At 65.5% G+C, this 17,056-nt stretch carries 20 protein-coding genes; 6 read left to right on the top strand and 14 right to left on the bottom strand.

From position 1 onward, the window contains the following. On the bottom strand, positions 1-173 hold a 173-nt coding region (locus tag A2J02_RS27385; protein WP_269454989.1), incomplete at its 3' end, for an aldolase/citrate lyase family protein. 59 nt (positions 174-232) lie between these two features. Between A2J02_RS27385 and A2J02_RS21085 the strand changes: the two genes are divergently transcribed. The 4 genes from A2J02_RS21085 (at position 233) to A2J02_RS21070 (ending at position 4,252) form a co-directional block, all read left to right on the top strand. Beyond that, positions 233-1,507 carry a magnesium transporter MgtE N-terminal domain-containing protein gene (locus tag A2J02_RS21085; protein ID WP_068053108.1) on the top strand — a complete coding sequence of 425 codons (1,275 nt, stop codon included), beginning with the start codon at positions 233-235 and terminating at the stop codon, positions 1,505-1,507. A gap of 20 nt (positions 1,508-1,527) precedes the next feature. Then, positions 1,528-2,067, top strand: a complete 540-nt coding sequence (locus A2J02_RS21080; protein WP_068053104.1) for a DUF1003 domain-containing protein — start codon at positions 1,528-1,530, stop codon at positions 2,065-2,067. Between the two features lie 114 nt (positions 2,068-2,181). Then, positions 2,182-3,054, top strand: a complete 873-nt coding sequence (locus A2J02_RS21075) for a lytic transglycosylase domain-containing protein (protein ID WP_068053102.1) — start codon at positions 2,182-2,184, stop codon at positions 3,052-3,054. Positions 3,055-3,115: 61 nt separating this feature from the next. Continuing rightward, entirely contained in the window at positions 3,116-4,252 is a 1,137-nt protein-coding gene (locus A2J02_RS21070) for an Mrp/NBP35 family ATP-binding protein (protein ID WP_068053099.1), read from the top strand. Between the two features lie 134 nt (positions 4,253-4,386). Here the strand turns inward: A2J02_RS21070 and tatB are convergent, their stop codons facing one another. The 4 genes from tatB to sigE form a co-directional block, all read right to left on the bottom strand. Then, positions 4,387-4,836, bottom strand: coding sequence for a Sec-independent protein translocase protein TatB (gene tatB, locus A2J02_RS21065; protein ID WP_068053096.1), 450 nt, complete (start codon positions 4,834-4,836; stop codon positions 4,387-4,389). Positions 4,837-4,854: 18 nt separating this feature from the next. Beyond that, entirely contained in the window at positions 4,855-6,387 is a 1,533-nt protein-coding gene (locus tag A2J02_RS21060; protein ID WP_068053093.1) for a S1C family serine protease, read from the bottom strand. Between the two features lie 73 nt (positions 6,388-6,460). Then, positions 6,461-6,787: an anti-sigma factor family protein gene (locus A2J02_RS21055; protein ID WP_068053118.1), complete on the bottom strand. Its 327-nt coding sequence runs from the start codon at positions 6,785-6,787 to the stop codon at positions 6,461-6,463. Positions 6,788-6,803: 16 nt separating this feature from the next. Then, positions 6,804-7,430 carry an RNA polymerase sigma factor SigE gene (gene sigE, locus A2J02_RS21050; RefSeq protein WP_052047749.1) on the bottom strand — a complete coding sequence of 209 codons (627 nt, stop codon included), beginning with the start codon at positions 7,428-7,430 and terminating at the stop codon, positions 6,804-6,806. Positions 7,431-7,669: 239 nt separating this feature from the next. Between sigE and A2J02_RS21045 the strand changes: the two genes are divergently transcribed. Next, positions 7,670-8,281 (top strand): O-methyltransferase, encoded by a 612-nt coding sequence (locus A2J02_RS21045; RefSeq protein WP_068053115.1) that lies wholly within the window; start codon positions 7,670-7,672, stop codon positions 8,279-8,281. A 67-nt stretch (positions 8,282-8,348) separates the two neighbouring features. On the opposite strand, the gene glgC is transcribed toward A2J02_RS21045, so the two are convergent. Continuing rightward, positions 8,349-9,563 carry a glucose-1-phosphate adenylyltransferase gene (gene glgC / locus A2J02_RS21040; RefSeq protein ID WP_032394095.1) on the bottom strand — a complete coding sequence of 405 codons (1,215 nt, stop codon included), beginning with the start codon at positions 9,561-9,563 and terminating at the stop codon, positions 8,349-8,351. A 76-nt stretch (positions 9,564-9,639) separates the two neighbouring features. On the opposite strand from glgC, the gene glgA reads away from it, so the two are divergent. Continuing rightward, a complete protein-coding gene (gene glgA, locus A2J02_RS21035; RefSeq protein ID WP_068053090.1) occupies positions 9,640-10,803 on the top strand; it encodes a glycogen synthase in 1,164 nt (387 codons plus the stop codon). A 10-nt stretch (positions 10,804-10,813) separates the two neighbouring features. Here glgA and A2J02_RS21030 read toward each other — a convergent pair whose 3' ends face one another. The 8 genes from A2J02_RS21030 to A2J02_RS20995 form a co-directional block, all read right to left on the bottom strand. After that, positions 10,814-11,668: a methyltransferase domain-containing protein gene (locus A2J02_RS21030; RefSeq protein ID WP_082898953.1), complete on the bottom strand. Its 855-nt coding sequence runs from the start codon at positions 11,666-11,668 to the stop codon at positions 10,814-10,816. A 103-nt stretch (positions 11,669-11,771) separates the two neighbouring features. Then, positions 11,772-11,939 (bottom strand): DUF3117 domain-containing protein, encoded by a 168-nt coding sequence (locus A2J02_RS21025; protein ID WP_008714277.1) that lies wholly within the window; start codon positions 11,937-11,939, stop codon positions 11,772-11,774. Between the two features lie 95 nt (positions 11,940-12,034). Then, on the bottom strand, positions 12,035-12,643 hold the full coding sequence (locus A2J02_RS21020) for a DNA-3-methyladenine glycosylase I (protein WP_068053087.1): 609 nt from the start codon (positions 12,641-12,643) through the stop codon (positions 12,035-12,037). Next, positions 12,640-12,966, bottom strand: a complete 327-nt coding sequence (locus tag A2J02_RS21015) for a DivIVA domain-containing protein (RefSeq protein WP_068053083.1) — start codon at positions 12,964-12,966, stop codon at positions 12,640-12,642. Before A2J02_RS21015 ends, A2J02_RS21020 begins: the two co-directional genes overlap by 4 nt. A 31-nt stretch (positions 12,967-12,997) precedes the next feature. Next, positions 12,998-13,927, bottom strand: a complete 930-nt coding sequence (locus A2J02_RS21010) for a glucosyl-3-phosphoglycerate synthase (RefSeq protein ID WP_068053080.1) — start codon at positions 13,925-13,927, stop codon at positions 12,998-13,000. Further along, entirely contained in the window at positions 13,924-14,784 is an 861-nt protein-coding gene (gene folP, locus A2J02_RS21005) for a dihydropteroate synthase (protein WP_068053077.1), read from the bottom strand. Before folP ends, A2J02_RS21010 begins: the two co-directional genes overlap by 4 nt. A gap of 36 nt (positions 14,785-14,820) precedes the next feature. Next, entirely contained in the window at positions 14,821-16,596 is a 1,776-nt protein-coding gene (locus tag A2J02_RS21000) for a long-chain-acyl-CoA synthetase (RefSeq protein WP_068053074.1), read from the bottom strand. A 92-nt stretch (positions 16,597-16,688) separates the two neighbouring features. Further along, a partial coding sequence (locus A2J02_RS20995) for a TIGR00730 family Rossman fold protein (protein WP_068053071.1) occupies positions 16,689-17,056 on the bottom strand: 368 nt, incomplete at its 5' end.

Here is a 17,056-nt window from a genome sequence, read left to right as displayed (position 1 = left end):
GAGTTCAGAGCATCGACGATGCGCGCGCGGGCCTCGACTTTCGCGATGGGCGCGACGGCGTCTTCGAGATCGAGGAAGATCGCGTCGGCAGGCAGTCCCTTGGCCTTGGCGATCATCTTGTCCGAACTGCCCGGAACGGCCAGCACCGATCTCCGTAGGCCCGACGCATTCACCGCAGCACAACCCCTGTCTGATTCATCGTCTGTATCGCCCAACCTCTAACCTTGCCATCATGGCAGCACTGAGCAAGGTATTCGCGGCCAGGCTCGCCGGCCTGGGCGTCCTGGGCCCCGACGGCGAATCCATCGGCCGAGTTCGCGACGTGGTCATCTCGATGCGGGTCGGCAGAGCGCAACCCAGAGTCCTCGGCCTCGTGGTCGAATTGGCAACGCGCCGAAGAATTTTCGTACCGATGCTCAGAGTCACCAGTATCGAGCCCAACTCGGTTCAACTCACCACCGGCAACGTCAGTCTGCGGCGATTCACCCAGCGCGCGAACGAGATCCTGGTGTTCGCCCAGATCCTCGACTCCAAGGTGCGCGTCGACGACCCCGAACTCGACGAGCTGCACGACGCCGATTCCATCGTCGTCGATCTGGGTATCGAGCTCACCCGAACGCGGGACTGGGTCGTCGCGCGAGTAGCCGTACGCAAACAACGTCAGCGCCTGGCGCGCCGCGGTGCCATCCATGTCGTGGACTGGCTGCACGTGCAGGGACTCACGCAGAACGAACTGTCGATGCCCGATCAGGGTGTGGCACAGCTGCTCATGCAGTTCGAGGACCTGCGAGCGGCCGACGTCGCCAACGCGATGCGCGAGCTTCCCGTCAAACGACGCATGGAAGTGGCGCGGGCCCTGGACGACGAACGGCTCGCCGACGTCGTCCAGGAACTGCCCGACGACGATCAGGTGGAGCTGATGCACTACCTCGGCGTCGACCGCGGTGCCGACGTGCTCGAGGCCATGGACCCCGACGACGCCGCCGACCTCCTCGGAGAGCTGCCCGAGACCGAAGCGGAATCGCTTCTGCGACTGATGGATCCGGAGGACTCAGCACCCGTCCGACGGCTGCTCGAGCACTCCCCCGACACCGCCGGTGGTCTGATGACCCCCGAGCCCGTCGTACTCACCGCATCGACGACGGTGGCCGAGGCGCTCGCCCGGGTACGCAACCCCGACCTGACGCCCGCGCTCGCCTCACTGGTGTTCGTGGTGCGGCCGCCCACCGCCACTCCCACCGGGCCGTACCTCGGCTGCGTACATCTGCAGCAGCTACTTCGAGAACCCCCGGCGAGTCTGGTCGGCGGCGTGGTGGACAGCGCCCTGCCGCGCTTGTCGCCCGAGGACAGCCTCACCGCCGTCACGCGATACTTCGCGACGTACAACCTCGTCTGCGGCCCGGTGGTCGACGACGAGGACCACCTGGTCGGGGCCGTGACCGTGGACGACGTCCTCGATCACCTGCTGCCCGAGGACTGGCGAGATCAGGAAGTGGCCGGACAGTGAAAGAAACAGCACGCCAGAGAATGGACACTCCGCGCGGATCGCGGATGTTCAACGTCAACGTCGATTTCGACCTCGGCAGGTCGGGCGAGAAGGCCGCGAGGTTCCTCGGTACCGGCCGCTACCTGGCGATCCAGACGGGCATCGTGATCGTCTGGATCTTCCTCAACGTCGTGGCGGTCAACCTTCGGTGGGACCCGTATCCCTTCATCCTGCTCAACCTCGCGTTCTCGACCCAGGCCGCGTACGCAGCTCCGCTGATTCTGCTGGCCCAGAATCGGCAGGACGACCGAGACCGCGTCTCGCTCGAGGAAGACCGTTCTCGCGCACAACAGACGAAAGCCGACACCGAGTTCCTCGCTCGCGAGTTGGCATCGCTGCGGATCGCGGTCGGCGAGGTCGCCACCCGCGACTACCTGCGCCGCGAACTCGACGAGATCAAGGCGCTCCTCGAGCAGGCGACGGGCCAGCCCACAGCGGCTCCGAAGAAAGCACGGAAGAAGGCCGCCGCCAGGGTGCAGGACGACGCGGGCACCCCGGAGGTCTCGGACCTCGATACGTAGCGGCTCGCTCTGTAACGGCCCGATAACGGAACAGTCTCGAATCAGGTACCCTCGATCCCGGTCATCAGGTCGGGCCCCGGTTGTCATCCGGGGAAATCAGGAGGTACAGCACGCGTGGGTCGTCACAGAAAAGCATCGACTTCCAAGGTTCGACGGAACTCGGTGATTGCTCTGGCAGGTCTCGTCCCCGCAGGACTCGTCACCGCCGCCACCAGCGCCGGAGCCACGGAATACATTCCGTTCGTCTCGGCCAAGACCACCACGGCCGCCCAGGAATCGAACTCCGTGGTGGAGACTCCGCAGCCGATCGCCCAGGACCAGCAGGCGCAGCCGGTGGCTCAGGCCGAGCAGCCGGTGCCCGCCGCGGTCCCCGCACCCGCGCCGATTCCCGAGATCCCGCCCACACCCGAGCTGCCCACCAACCTCGCCGTCAGCCCCATCGCCATCCCGGTCGTCAACGTCTCGGCGTACAAGAACGCCGAGCGGATCCTGGCCCAGCAGCAACCCGGCTGCGGCATCGGCTGGACCGTCATCGCCGGCATCGGCCGCGTCGAATCCACCCATGCCAACAACGGCAAGGTCGACGACTCGGGCGAACTGCACGAACCCATCCTCGGCCCCCGGCTGAACGGCACACTGGCCGGCAACCAGGTGATTCGTGACACCGACGGCGGGGCGCTCGACGGCGATGCCGAATACGACCGCGCAGTGGGACCCATGCAGTTCCTGCCCTCGACGTGGAACCTCTATCACGCCGACGGCAACGGCGACGGAGTCTCCGACCCCCAGAACCTGTTCGACGCAGCCCTGGCCACCGGCATGTACCTGTGCGACAACGGCACCGACATGCGCGATCTGGGATCGACCACCAAAGCGATCCTGCGCTACAACAATTCGATGGCCTATGTGGCGAACGTGCTCGCATGGTCGGCCGGCTACGCCACCGGCATCGTCCCGTCCTCGGACCAGCTGCCCCGCATTCACTGACATCGCGCCCGCGCCTGCCCTGCTGTCCGTCGGCGCACGACCCACCGCCTAGCATGAGGCAATGGCTGTACTGACCGAATCCGACGTTCGGACCGCACTCACGAAGGTGATCGACCCCGAGATCCGCAAACCCATCACCGACCTCGGGATGGTCAAGAGCATCGACATCTCCGACGACGGCGCGGTCGGCGTCGGCATCTATCTGACCACTTCCGGCTGCCCGATGAAGACCGAAATCAGCGATCGCGTGAAGAACGCCGTCGCCGACGTCGCCGGCGTGGGCACCGTGACGGTCGAACTCGACGTCATGAACGACGAGCAGCGCACCGAGCTCCGCAAATCTCTGCGCGGCGATTCCGCGGAGCCGATCATTCCCTTCGCGCAACCCGGATCCCTGACGCGCGTGTACGCGGTGGCGTCGGGCAAGGGCGGCGTGGGCAAGTCCAGCGTGACGGTCAATCTCGCCGCGTCACTGACCGCCCGTGGGCTGTCGGTCGGCGTGCTCGACGCCGACATCTACGGTCACTCCGTGCCCCGGATGCTCGGAAACGACGCGCGGCCGACGCAGGTCGAGAAGATGATCATGCCGCCGCAGGCGCACGGAGTGAAGTTCATCTCGATCGCGCAGTTCACCCAGGGCAACACCCCCGTCGTCTGGCGCGGGCCGATGCTGCACCGCGCACTGCAGCAGTTCCTCGCCGATGTCTTCTGGGGCGATCTGGACGTACTGCTGCTCGACCTCCCGCCCGGCACCGGTGACGTGGCGATCTCTGTCGCCCAACTCATTCCGAGTGCCGAGATCCTCGTCGTCACCACTCCGCAGCAGGCCGCGGCCGAGGTGGCCGAACGAGCGGGCGCGATTGCATTGCAGACGCGTCAGCGCGTGGCAGGCGTTGTGGAGAACATGTCGTGGCTCGAACTGCCCGACGGTACCCGGATGGACATCTTCGGATCCGGTGGCGGACAGGACGTATCCGACAGACTGACCAAGGCAGTGGGTGCCAGCGTGCCTCTGCTGGGTCAGATCCCCCTCGACACCGCCGTCCGAGAAGGCGGAGACGCCGGCACTCCGATTGTACTGAGCAACCCGGAATCGCCTGCAGCACAAGCACTCGAAGCCGTGGCAGCGAAATTGGCAGTCCGTGAACGCGGACTGGTCGGCATGTCACTCGGAATCGACTCGGCGCGCAAGCTCTAGACACGCGTGGCAGCCGGCCTGACTGACGGCCCCCACCCAGCTGTGGATCAATGTGGCTTTGTTGCACTCAGAGTGACTGAATCCCGCATTGATCCGAATGGGCGTGGTCGGGAGCGGCGACCGAGGATTCAGGCTTACGTGGCGTCGGCGTCGATCGGCGGGGTATCGCCTGCAGACAGTTTCGGCTCGTTCTTGCTCATCGACACCCCACTGCGAGCGGTTCCGGTCTGTGGAGTCGGTCCGCCGACGTTCTTCGGCTTGGTCTCGAAGGGCTTGCCCTTGAAGGTGTCGTCGAGTGGGTTCTTGAAGACCGAGTCGTCACCGTCGAGCAGGTGTTTGGTGATCACCGCGCGAGGGGTCATGCCCCGGAGCTGGTTGAGATCGGCAAGCGGCTTGCGAAGGTCCTCGAAGTCGGTGCCGAGCTCGTCCTTGAGCTGTTGGCTCGCGCCGTTGGCGTAGTCCTTGACCTGCCGGATCGACTTGGACACCCAGCTGATGGCGCCGGGGAGGCGATCGGGGCCGAGGATCACGAGAGCTGCTACGAGGAGAATGACGAGCTCTCCCCAACCGATGTTGCCGAACACGCCTGCCAGCCTACGTCGTCAGTCCGAAACCGGCGTGACGGAGAGGTCCACCAGCCGTCCCGACCGGACGAGTTGCACCGGAACCGACTCCCCGATCGTCGTGGCCTGCACGGCGACGACCAGTTCGTCGGCGTTACCCACGGTGCGGTCGCCGACCTTCGTGATGACGTCTCCCTCGACGATGCCCGCTTCCTGAGCAGGCCCGCCCGAGCGCACGTTGGCCACTTCTGCCCCGGCGGAGGTGTCGTTGATGACCGATCGGGCGTTGACGCCGAAGTCGGGATGACGCATGACGCCGTCCCGAATGAGACTCTGCGTCACCTCGGTGACCTCGTCGACGGGGATCGCGAAGCCGAGGCCGACCGATCCGCCGCTCTCGCTTCGGATGGCCGAGTTGATGCCGATCACGCGGCCCTCGAAGTCGATGAGCGGACCGCCGGAGTTGCCGGGGTTGATGGCGGCGTCGGTCTGAACGGCATCGATGACGGCGTTGGTATCGGTGCCTTCACCGGACAGCGCCACGGGCCGATCGAGCGCGCTGACGATGCCGGAGGTGACGGTCTTGTTCAATCCCAGCGGCGAGCCGACCGCGATCACGTCCTGCCCGACGCGAACGTCGTCGGAACGACCGAGTTCGGCGACGGTGAGGTTGCCGACATCGGTCTTGAGGACGGCGAGGTCGGTCTTGGTGTCGCGGCCGACGATGTCGGCGGGCACCTTGGTGCCGTCGGAGAAGGTCACTTCGAGTGTCGAGTTCTCCGGGTCGGATGCCGCCAGGGAGATCACGTGGTTGTTCGTCACGATGTAGCCGGCACCGTCGATGACGACGCCCGAGCCGGTGCCGCCGGTCTCGCCGAGCGTCACCTGGATGGAGACGACGGACGGCAGGACGGCGTCGGCGACGTTGCTGATCTGTCCGCGCGGGATGTCGTCGCCGCTGGACTGGGTCAGCGTCACTTTCTGGCTGGTCAACGCGCCCGTCACCTCGGCGGTGAGGCGACCGAACAGCCCGCCTACCAATCCGATGACGAGTGCGAGAACACCGAGTACGACGAGAGCTCGGACGGACACAGACCGACCGAACAGCACGTCTCGCACACCGAGTTTGGTGCCAGGTGGAAGAACGGGAGGGGGCGGGGAATCGAGCGCCGCGCTGCCGAGGGAGACCCGAGAGGTGGGGTCGCGCCACGGATCGGCCGGAGCCGACGGGGCGGTGTCGCTCTCGTCCTCGGCGTTCGGGTCTCGTTGCAGTGATTCATGGGCATCGTTCGGGCGACCGAACGCCTCGGCGAGGACAGGATCGGGTGGGCGCACCGAAACGCGCGAGGGAAGTTCGTCGCCGGGCCTACGAGGAGAGAAGGAACCGTCCACGTCGTCGGGACGTCCGAACACCGAGGCCGACACCGGATCGACGGAGGGTCGATACAGCGGACGCGGTGGCAACCGAGGACCTTCCGGACCGGTCCCTGCGGCCTCGGAATCTGCCGGATCGGTGCCTGCGGTCTCGGTGCTGGTCGAATTCGATGTCACGCGTCCGGTTACCCCTCGCATACGTCGGTGTGAGAGTTCAGTATCACTCGAGCGGTCGGCGCGGCTCGATGCAGGTGAGAAGAGTCGGGCACCGTCAGCGTCGTCGACGGCGGACGTCGGCTACGGCGGACATGAAGGTTCGCTTGGTGTGGGACGGCCGATCCTCGCCGGCGCAGGACGGTATCTGGCTGAGCAGACCGAGCAGAGAATGGGGCATCGACATCTCCCCTGCTCCACGCAAGGCCTTGCGCGCCTGCTGCTGAGCCTCGACCTCGGCGGCGCACTCGGGGCATTCGGACAGATGGTCGGCTGCACGGAGATAAGCGGGCATTCGCAATTCGCCGTCGACGTACGCCGCGACGGCCTCACTGGCCAGATGTTCGGTGGAGCTGAATTGCTTCGGCTTGCGCGCCTGCGTCATCCAACCCTCCTCGTAGCTAGTGGACACTTGCGTGACCGGAGTCGACCTTCCCGTGCACTCGAAGGTACTCGCGTAGCGCCTGGCGTCCACGGTGAATGCGACTGCGAACCGTTCCGAGCTTGACGCCCAGTGTCGCACCGATCTCTTCGTAGGACAGTCCTTCGATGTCGCACAGCACGATTGCGGCGCGGAACTCGGGTGCCAGCGAGTCGAGCGCGGACTGCAGATCGGGATCGAGGCGGGCATCGTGGTAGATCTGCTCGGGGTTGGGTCGGTCGGAGGGAACGCGGTCGTAATCCTCGGGAAGCGCTTCCATACGGATGCGGCTACGACGGCGAACCATGTCCAGGAACAGGTTGGTGGTGATGCGGTGCAGCCACCCTTCGAAGGTGCCCGGCTGGTAGTTCGACAGGGAGCGGAACACGCGAATGAAGGTGTCCTGCGTCAGGTCCTCGGCGTCCTGAGCGTTGCCGGACAGACGGTAGGCCAGTCGGTAGACGCGGTCGCCGTGTTCGCGAACCAGTTCGTCCCAGGACGGCATGGTGGAGTCCTCGCCGGTCGCATCGAACACTGCGGTGCCGCTGAGGTCGTCGGGCGCGGGTACGGACTCGGGTAGACGCGCGGTGTCGCGATCGCCGTTGATCTTGTAAATAGTTGGATCCTCCTGCTCAGGACTGCGTACGTCCTTCTGATTCAACCGACGACTACCCTCGGATGTTCCAGCTCACACTTCGCAATCGAGATGGACCTTCGATTCCTCCATAGCCTGACGGACCCGCGTGTGGGTCCGGTATGAAACAGCTGAGGCGCACCTGAGAATGTGTGCGTGAGAATGTGCCCTGGGCACGATAGCCTCGGGGCGTGCCGACCAACGCCGAGAAGATGCTCGCCTACGCCGAAGACTCCGCCCAGGAGGACGAGGTTCTGATCGCAGCCAGAGAGCGAGCCGTCGACCTCGGTGCCGCCCCGGTACCGCCGTCGGTCGGAGCGATTCTGTCCATCTTCACCCAGATGCTCGGCGCGAAGACCGTCGTCGAAATCGGAACAGGCGCAGGCATCAGCGGACTGTGGCTGCTCGACGGGATGCGCGCGGACGGCGTTCTCACCACCATCGACACCGAACCGGAGCACCAGCGCGCGGCCCGAGAAGCGTTCCGCGCGGGGGGAATTGCGCCTTCACGTACCCGGCTGATCAACGGTTGGGCGTTGGACGTGCTCCCCCGGTTGGCCGACGACACCTACGATTTGGTGTTCATCGATGCCAGTCCGGCCGACCATCCGCACTTCGTTGCCGAGAGCGTCAGGCTGCTGCGCCCCGGCGGAGTTCTGGTGCTGCACAACGCGTTGCTCGGCGGACGGGTCGCCGATCCCACTCAGCGCGACGCCACCGCTGTTGCAGTCCGTTCCGCTGCCCGGGCCATCGCCGAGGACGACCGTCTGACGACGGTGCTGCTGCCCTTGGGCGACGGGTTGATCTGCGCGTCGAGAGCGTGAGCGGCTGCGCCGCATGTGAGCGGTAACTCGTAGCGGGTTACGAATTACCGTTCACATGCCGCAGGCTCTAGATCCAGACGCCCTTGCCGACGGAGACGACTCCCCCGGCACTGACGTTGAAGCGTTCGCGATCGCGTTCGTGGTCGACGCCGATGATCTCGCCGTCGCCCACCACGACGTTCTTGTCCAGGATCGCGTGCCGCACGACGGCACCCTTGCCGATCCGGACGCCGGGCATCAGGACGCTGCCCTCGACGGTTGCGCCGCTGTCGATCATGACGTTGGAGCTGAGCACCGAGTTGCGGACCGTGGCCGCGGACAGGATGCACCCGGCACCGACGACCGACTCCTGAGCCAAGCCGCCCTGGACGAACTTGGCGGGCGGCAGGTTCTCGGCCGATCCGCGGATGGGCCAGCGGCGGTTGTACAGGTTGAAGATGGGGTGCACCGACACCAGATCCATGTGGGCGTCGTAGAAGGCATCGATGGTGCCCACGTCTCGCCAGTAGCCGCGGTCGCGCTCGGTGGCACCGGGCACGACGTTGTCGTTGAAGTCGTAGACCGAGGCGACGCCCGCTTCGACGAGCGCCGGAATGATGTCGCCGCCCATGTCGTGGTCGGAGTCGACGTTCTCGGAGTCGGCTTTGATGGCGTCGACGAGCACCTTGGTGGTGAACACGTAGTTGCCCATGGACGCATAGGTGACGTCCGGGTCGTCCGGGGTGCCGGGCGGCTGCGCCGGCTTCTCCAGGAACTGGGTGATCTTGCCGTTCTCGTCCGAATCGATGCACCCGAACGCGAAGGCCTCGCTGCGCGGAACCCGGATACCGGCGACGGTGACGCCCGCGCCGGAGTCGATGTGCTGCTGCACCATCTGTTCCGGATCCATCCGGTACACGTGGTCGGCTCCGAAGACCACGATGTACTCGGGGTCCTCGTCGTACACCAGGTTCAGCGACTGGAAGATCGCGTCGGCGCTGCCGGTGTACCACCGGGGTCCGAGACGCTGCTGCGCGGGAACCGGAGTGATGTACTCCCCGGCGAATCCGGACAGCCGCCACGTCTGCGAGATGTGGCGGTCCAGTGAATGGGACTTGTACTGGGTGAGCACGCAGAGCCGGAGGTAACCGGCGTTGACGAGATTGCTCAGCACGAAGTCGATGAGTCGGTAGGCGCCCCCGAAGGGAACTGCCGGCTTGGCTCGGTCCGCGGTCATCGGGTAAAGACGCTTACCCTCGCCGCCGGCAAGCACGATCCCTAGTACGTGCGGTTGTGTCCTCACCCACTCAACCTATCCGCACCGAGAGAACCTTGCGAGCAGTACACGCACAACTGCTGGGGAATGTAGGTTCGTTCACGTGCGCGTAGCAATGATGACCAAGGAATATCCCCCGGAGATCTACGGTGGCGCTGGCGTTCATGTCACCGAGTTGTCCGCGCAGCTGAAGTCGCTGTGCGACGTGGACATCCACTGTATGGGCGCGCCCCGCGACACTGCGCAGGTGCACGACCCGGATCCCGCGCTCGCCGGAGCCAACGCTGCGTTGACGACGTTGTCGGCCGAGCTGCGCATGGCGAACGCCGCCGCAGGCGCGGACGTGGTGCATTCGCACACCTGGTACACCGGGCTCGCAGGTCATCTGGCAGCAGAGTTGTACGACGTCCCCCATATCCTCACCGCGCACTCCCTCGAGCCGCGTCGGCCGTGGAAGGCCGAACAGCTCGGCGGCGGATATCGCATCTCGTCGTGGTCCGAGCGCAACGCCGTGGAGTACGCCGACGCGGTCATCGCCGTCAGCGAGGGCATGGCCAAAGATGTGCTCGACGCCTATCCGCGACTCGATCCGAGCCGGGTTCACGTGGTGCGCAACGGAATCGACACCCAGCGGTGGTTCGCCGATCACGGCACCTCGACCCTGGACGAGATCGGCGTCGATCGAAGCAAGCCGATCGTCGCGTTCGTCGGACGCATCACCCGGCAGAAGGGCGTCGGGCACCTGATCGCGGCCGCCCACCATTTCGACCCGTCGATCCAGCTCGTCCTGTGTGCAGGCGCGCCCGATACACCGGAGATCGCCGCGGAGACCGAGCGCGCGGTGGCGTCGCTCGCCGAGCAGCGCAGCGGCGTGTTCTGGGTCAAGGACATGCTGCCCACCGACAAGATTCGCGAGATTCTCACGGCAGCAGCAGTGTTCGTCTGCCCCTCGGTGTACGAGCCACTCGGCATCGTCAACCTCGAGGCGATGGCCTGCGAAACCGCCGTGGTGGCTTCGGATGTCGGCGGCATCCCCGAGGTCGTCGACGAGGGCCGCACCGGACGCCTGGTGCACTACAACTCCTACGAACCCGACGCTTTCGAGCGAACCCTCGCCGACACCGTCAACGAGGTCGCCCTCGACCCCACGCTCGCGACGGCGATGGGCAAGGCGGGCCGCGAGCGCGCTGTCGCCGAGTTCTCCTGGGCCTCTATCGCGAAGCAGACTCTCGCCGTCTACAACGACGCGCTGGCGCGGCGCCGCTGATCGGGACGACTCAGCGATTCACCCTGCGATAGGTCGACACCGTCACCGACGCGGTGACCTCGGTGACGTCCGGTAGCTCCCCCAGGGCAGCGGACCGAGCGTCGGGGTCACCGTGTCGCGACGACGGACCCATGCCGATCAGCGCTTCGATGTCGTTGTGCGAGAGCATCATCGAGTAGTCGAGCGCAGACTCCGCCACCGGCTCGAACAGGCCGGACAACGATTCGCCGAGCCGGCGGGTCTTGTCCTCGGCGACGCCGATGAGGCCCAGTGGGCCCCGCAGTTCACGCTGATGTCGCATCGTGGGCGTGACGACGACCAACACTCCGTCGTCGACGAGGACTCGGTTCAGCTCGCCGGCGTTGCGTGGGGCGAACACGCACGTCACCGCGGACAGGGCACCCGACCGCACCGGAAGTCCACTCCAGATGTCCGCGACCACGGACCCCAGCCTGGGGTGGGATCGTGCGGCGCGCCTGGCCGCGAACTTCGACACGTCGACGCCTATCCCCCGGGCCTCGGGGCGGGCGTCGAGAACAGCCGCGAGGTAGTGACCGGTTCCGACTCCGACGTCGAGCACCACCTCGCTGTCCACCGGGACACCCGCCGAGACCGCTGCGGCGATCGGGTCGAAATGCCCCTTCTCCAGGAACACGTCGCGTGCCGCGATCATCTCGGCCGAGTCGCCGGCGAACTTGCCGCCGTCACCGGTGAGCAGACTGACGTAACCCTGCCGGGCCACGTCGAACGAATGCCCTCGATCGCACCACAGCGTCCGATCGGTGTCGCCTACACCGAGTCCGGAGTCGACCTCGCGCACTCGGCACTGCGGACACAACAGCACGTCCACGACATCGGTCAGCATCGAGCACCTCTTTCACACCGGCACGCACACCCTTGGAAACAACACAAAGCCCCGCTTGCCGGTACGGCCAGCGGGGCTGAGCGATGATCGATCGACAGGGCGATCAGCCGGTGACACCCTTCAGTTCGTCACCGAGTGCCGCGGCCTCGTCGGGGGTCAATTCGACGACCAGGCGGCCGCCCCCCTCGAGCGGGACACGCATGACGATTCCTCGTCCCTCTTTGGTTGCTTCGAGGGGACCGTCCCCGGTCCGGGGCTTCATCGCCGCCATCCTCTGCTCCCTCCAGATCTGCGCCCACCAACTCGGCGCCTCGGCCTAAAAGATAAATTCGTCGCGGGGCGACGGGTGTTGACTCCTATTCTTCCCTATCGACCTCGATACCGGGAAACGGAGTCGGTATTCGTGACCTGCACCCAGCACTCCGACAGGTGATCGTCGACCATTCCGGTGGCCTGCATCAGGGCGTAGGCGGTTGTCGGACCGACGAACCGCAGACCACGCCGCTTGAGCTCCTTGGCCATGGCTGTGGACTCGGGAGTCGAGGCGGGCACTTCGGAGAACTCGGTCAGGCGCGCCGGCCTGGGTTCCGGCGCGAAGGACCACAGCAGGGTGTCGAGGTCGGTGTCGTGGAGATCGACGACGGCGCGCGCGTTGTTCACCGCTGCCTCGATCTTGAGCCGATTGCGCACGATGGACGCGTCATTCATCAACCGATCCACATCGGCCTCGTCGAAGCGGGCCACCTGCTCCGGATCGAAACCGGCGAATGCGGTGCGGAAACTCTCGCGCTTGCGCAGGATCGTGATCCACGCCAGACCCGATTGGAACGCTTCGAGACACAGTCGCTCGTAGAGCTCGTTGCGCCCGTGAAGCGGCTGCCCCCACTCGACGTCGTGGTAATCCCGATACACAGAGTCGTCGGTGGCACCCCACGGGCAGCGGAGCTTGCCGTCCGGTCCGGCGACAGCACTCATTGCCCGTCCGGCTCGGATGCGGCCGACTGCGGGGTACCCGAGGACTGCGCGGCCGACAATCGCGAACGAAGCATGTCGATCTCGCCGCCGAGTCTCTCCAGTGCCCAGTCGACCTCACTGGGCTTGTAACCCCGCAGGCTCTGCTGGAACTTCAGCGCGCGCACGTCGGCACCGGTGACGCCCTCCGCGGGCAGAACGGTCGCGGTGGTTCCCTCGGGCAACGGGCCCAGTTCCTCACCGCGACCGAACACCGCCGACGCCACGAAGAACAATGCAGCAGCGACGACGGCAATGACGACGACGTAGATCAGCAGCGTCAACATGCCTCGATCTTGTCACGACCGCCCGACACGACTATTTCAGCGAGTTCATCGCCGGTCGATCCAACAACGACACCTCGGTCGAGAACGGCTCGAACGAGTCACCGTCGACGCGGAACTGCAGAAGACCGGCACCGGAATCGACCATCCCGCAGCGGTTGAGCATCGTCCCGACGATCTGTCGGCTCATCGCCCCGAGTTCGACCAGCGGGCGGTTGCGGTGCTTGCGCACTCCCAGATTCACCTGGCCGATCGCCCCCAGCCCGAGCCTGTCGTAGGTATCGAGCAACAGCCCGATCTCCACTCCGTAGCCGGGCGCGAACGGCACCGCGGACAGAAGCTCACGCGTACCGGCGTACTCGCCCCCGAGGGGCTGAATGACCCCGGTCAGCTCGGGCCGCAACGCAGCGAGCAGCGGCCGTGCCACCAGCTCGGTGACGCGTCCACCGCCGTTGGCGTCCTCGGTTCCGCTGGTCCGCAACGGACGGCGGTAGTAACCCTTGACGAGGTGGATGCCGTCGCCCATCAGCAGGGGGCCGAGCAACTTGGGTACGAACGCCGGATCGGGGTTGATCAGGTCGGAGTCGACGAACGCGATGAGGTCACCGGTCGACGCAGCCACCGATCGCCACAGCACCTCGCCCTTGCCTGGTACCGGGTCGACCCCTGGTACCGCTTCTTCTCTGCTGATGACCCGTGCACCGGCCGCCGTCGCGCGCACAGCCGTTTCGTCGGTGGAACCGGAGTCCAACACGATCAGCTCGTCGACGAGACCGCCGAGCAACGGGTGGATCGTGTCGATGACGGCGGCGACCGTCTGTTCCTCGTTGAGCGCCGGGAGTACCACCGACACCGTTCGGCCCGCTTTGGCGGCCTCGAGTTCGGCGACGGTCCATTGCGGGGTGTCCCAGCTGTTGGTCTCGGACCACGCCCTGGTGACGTCCGTTCGATCTGCAAGTGTCATGCCAGACCCCTGACCGTCCGCGCCGGGGTTCTCAGACCCTGGATCGCTGCCACCATGTCGACGACTCTTCTGGTCGACGCAACTTCGTGAACCCGGAACATTCGGGCTCCGCCTGCTGCGGCCAATGCTGTCGCTGCCAATGTTCCCTCCAACCGGTCGGCGAGCTCTACCCCTAGAGTCTCGCCTACGAAGTCCTTGTTGCTCAGCGCCATGAGCACAGGCCACCCGGTGTTTACAAGATCGTCCACGCGACGCAACAACTCGAGCCCGTGATAGGTGTTTTTCCCGAAATCGTGCGTCGGATCGATGAGAATCGAATCCTTTTTCACCCCCTCCGCGACGGCGTTCTCCGCGGCGGCGGTGACTTCGGCGATCACGTCGGCCACCACATCGGTGTACCGAACACGATGCGGGCGCGTACGGGGCACCGCCCCGCCGGTGTGCGAGCAGACGATGCCGACACCTTCGGCGGCAGCGACACGCACCAGCTCCGGGTCGGCCCCGGCCCACGTGTCGTTGATCAGATCCGCGCCGACGCCACAGGCCAGTCGAGCGACCTCGCTGCGCCAGGTGTCCACACTGATCAACAGCTCCGGGTACGCGTCCCGGATGGCCTCGACGAACGGAACGACGCGGCGAATCTCCTCCTCGGCGTCGACGATGGTGCCGGGGCCGGCCTTCACACCGCCGATGTCGATCATGTCGGCACCCTCCGCGACGGCCCGGTGCACCGACGCCATCGCTGCGTCGTCGGAAAAGTTCGCACCCCCGTCGTAGAACGAATCGGGGGTGCGATTGACGATCGCCATGACCAATGCGCGATCGTCGGCGACCGGTTTGCCGCAGAGAGTGCTCATGAAATCAATAGTGGCACGTGGGCATATTTCGAGTGCTCAGCCCTTGGGTGCCTTGCCTGCGGCGACCTCGGCCACGTAACCGTCGTACGCCTTCTCGTAGCCACCGGACTTGCCACGCAGCACGTACAGGTCGCTGTCGCTGTCCTCTTCGTAGCCGAGCTTTCGCAGGGCCACCTTCTGGCTCTTGAACGTCGACGTCTGCTCGAGGCTCTCGACGACCCTGACGAAGAGGGGCACCGCGTACGTCGGGAGCTTGTCGTAGAGGTGCTCGGCCATCGTCTTGCCGTCGAAGGTCTCGCCTTCGCGCAGCGTCACCGCAGCCATGCCTGCTTTGCCGTCGGTTCCCTCGATGTCGACGCCGTACACGACGGCGCCGTCGATCGACGAGTGCCCACCCAGGGCTCCTTCGACCTGTGTGGTCGCGACGTTCTCGCCCTTCCAGCGGAAGGTGTCACCGAGGCGGTCGACGAACGCGACGTGCATGAAGCCCTGCTTGCGGACCAGGTCGCCGGTGTCGAACCAAGCGTCGCCGTCCTTGAATCCGTCGCGCACCAGCTTCTTCTCGGTGGCCTTGTCGTCGGAGTAGCCGTCGAACGGTGCTCGGTCGGTGACCTTGGACAGCAGCAGTCCGACCTCGCCGTTGCCGACCTTGCGGAGCTTGCCGTCCTGGCCGCGCTTGGCCTTGCCGGACTCCTCGTCGTACTGGACGACGGCGTACGGCAACGGGCAGACGCCTGCGGTCTTCTTCATGTTCAGGGCGTTGATGAATGCGATGTTGCACTCGCTGGCACCGTAGAACTCGGCAACGCGGGAGATGCCGAATCGCTGGGTGAACTCTTCCCAGATCTCCGGGCGCAGTCCGTTGCCGACGATCAGCTTGACCGAGTTGTCCCGATCGGAAGGCTTCTCCGGCTGTGTCAGCAGGTAGCGGCACAGCTCACCGATGTAGGTGAACGCGGTGGCCTTGTTGAGCCGGATGTCGTCCCAGAAGTTGCTCACCGAGAACTGCTTGCCGATGGCCATCGTCGCGCCGCCTGCGAGCACCGAGGACAGCGTCACCGTCAGCGCATTGTTGTGGTAGAGCGGCAGGCAGCAGTAGATGACGTCGTTGCTGCGCAGCCGCACACCCATGTTGCCCAGACCGGACATCGACTTGAGCCAGCGGAAGTGGCTCATCAGGCTGGCCTTCGGCATGCCGGTGGTGCCCGAGGTGAAGATGTAGAACGCCTTCTCCTTGGCCTGGATCTCGGCGGTGACCTTCGGATTGGCCGTCGACGCCGTCGCCGCGAGCTCGGCCAGCTTCTTCAGCGGCAGTACTGCTCCGACCTTCGGCTCCCCGTCGAGCGAATCGAGAGCTTCCTGTGCGCTCTCGTCCAGCACGAGGACCTTCGCGTCGAGAATGCCGAGGCTGTGCTCGAGCACGTCACCGCGCTGGTTGTAGTTCAGCATTCCCGCCGTGGCACCGAGCTTGACGGTAGCGAGCGCGGCGAACAGTGCCTCCGGTCTGTTCTTGCTGAGAATTCCGACGACGTCGCCGCGCTTCACCCCGTGGTCCGCGAACACCGCCGCGTACTGGTTGACGAGTTCGTTCGCGTCCCGATAGGTGATCGATTCGCCCTCGAACCGCACGAACGGACGGTCGCTGTTCTTCGCGGCGGCGTCCTGGAAGACCTGACCTATCGACGCTTTGTGGTCGGGCTTGCGGGTGAATCCCGCCAGGCCCTTGAGCAGACTAGGCACCTCCGTCACCATTTTCGGCAACGCGACCGCGAGGTCGGTCACTCCAATTTTCTGACGGGCATCGACAGCCATGAACTCCCCTTTGAAGACGATGTGAGATTTCTTACCCTACTTGAGAGTAACAACTTTGAGCATCTCACTTCGTGGCCGCGCTTGGTGACCTGTCACAACGTTGCGCAGGCATCCAGTGCTGCATCGACGGTCGACGTTCTGACCAGGGCGTCCAGGGCGCGTTGCTGGACGAATCCGGTCTCTCGCAAACCTTCTATCCACTGCATCATGCCGTCGAAATGTCCGAATGGATCGAGCATCACCATCGGCTTGCTGTGCATGCCCAGGTAGCCCGCCGTCCATGTCTCGAACAGCTCCTCCAACGTCCCGATCCCACCGGGCAAGGTGATGAACGCGTCGGCGCGGTCCTCCATGATCTTCTTCCGCTCACGCATCGTGTCGGTGACGATCAGCTCGTCGGCGTCTACATCGGCGACCTCACGGTGCACGAGTGCTTTCGGAATCACGCCGACCGTATTGC

Origin of the sequence: Rhodococcus sp. EPR-147, assembly GCF_001647185.1 — a bacterium.
GTDB lineage: Bacteria > Actinomycetota > Actinomycetes > Mycobacteriales > Mycobacteriaceae > Rhodococcoides.
This window is presented reverse-complemented; position numbering and strand designations above follow the sequence as displayed.

Bases quoted from the DNA above. Each gene is read 5' to 3' on its own strand.
- A2J02_RS21085 (WP_068053108.1), top strand. From the start codon at position 233: ATGGCAGCACTGAGCAAGGTATTCGCGGCCAGGCTCGCCGGCCTGGGC.
- A2J02_RS21080 (WP_068053104.1), top strand. From the start codon at position 1,528: ATGGACACTCCGCGCGGATCGCGGATGTTCAACGTCAACGTCGATTTC.
- A2J02_RS21070 (WP_068053099.1), top strand. From the start codon at position 3,116: ATGGCTGTACTGACCGAATCCGACGTTCGGACCGCACTCACGAAGGTG.
- A2J02_RS21060 (WP_068053093.1), bottom strand. From the start codon at position 6,387: ATGCGAGGGGTAACCGGACGCGTGACATCGAATTCGACCAGCACCGAG.
- A2J02_RS21055 (WP_068053118.1), bottom strand. From the start codon at position 6,787: ATGACGCAGGCGCGCAAGCCGAAGCAATTCAGCTCCACCGAACATCTG.
- A2J02_RS21045 (WP_068053115.1), top strand. From the start codon at position 7,670: ATGCTCGCCTACGCCGAAGACTCCGCCCAGGAGGACGAGGTTCTGATC.
- A2J02_RS21030 (WP_082898953.1), bottom strand. From the start codon at position 11,668: ATGCTGACCGATGTCGTGGACGTGCTGTTGTGTCCGCAGTGCCGAGTG.
- A2J02_RS21025 (WP_008714277.1), bottom strand. From the start codon at position 11,939: ATGGCGGCGATGAAGCCCCGGACCGGGGACGGTCCCCTCGAAGCAACC.
- A2J02_RS21020 (WP_068053087.1), bottom strand. From the start codon at position 12,643: ATGAGTGCTGTCGCCGGACCGGACGGCAAGCTCCGCTGCCCGTGGGGT.
- A2J02_RS21015 (WP_068053083.1), bottom strand. From the start codon at position 12,966: ATGTTGACGCTGCTGATCTACGTCGTCGTCATTGCCGTCGTCGCTGCT.
- A2J02_RS21010 (WP_068053080.1), bottom strand. From the start codon at position 13,927: ATGACACTTGCAGATCGAACGGACGTCACCAGGGCGTGGTCCGAGACC.
- folP (WP_068053077.1), bottom strand. From the start codon at position 14,784: ATGAGCACTCTCTGCGGCAAACCGGTCGCCGACGATCGCGCATTGGTC.
- A2J02_RS21000 (WP_068053074.1), bottom strand. From the start codon at position 16,596: ATGGCTGTCGATGCCCGTCAGAAAATTGGAGTGACCGACCTCGCGGTC.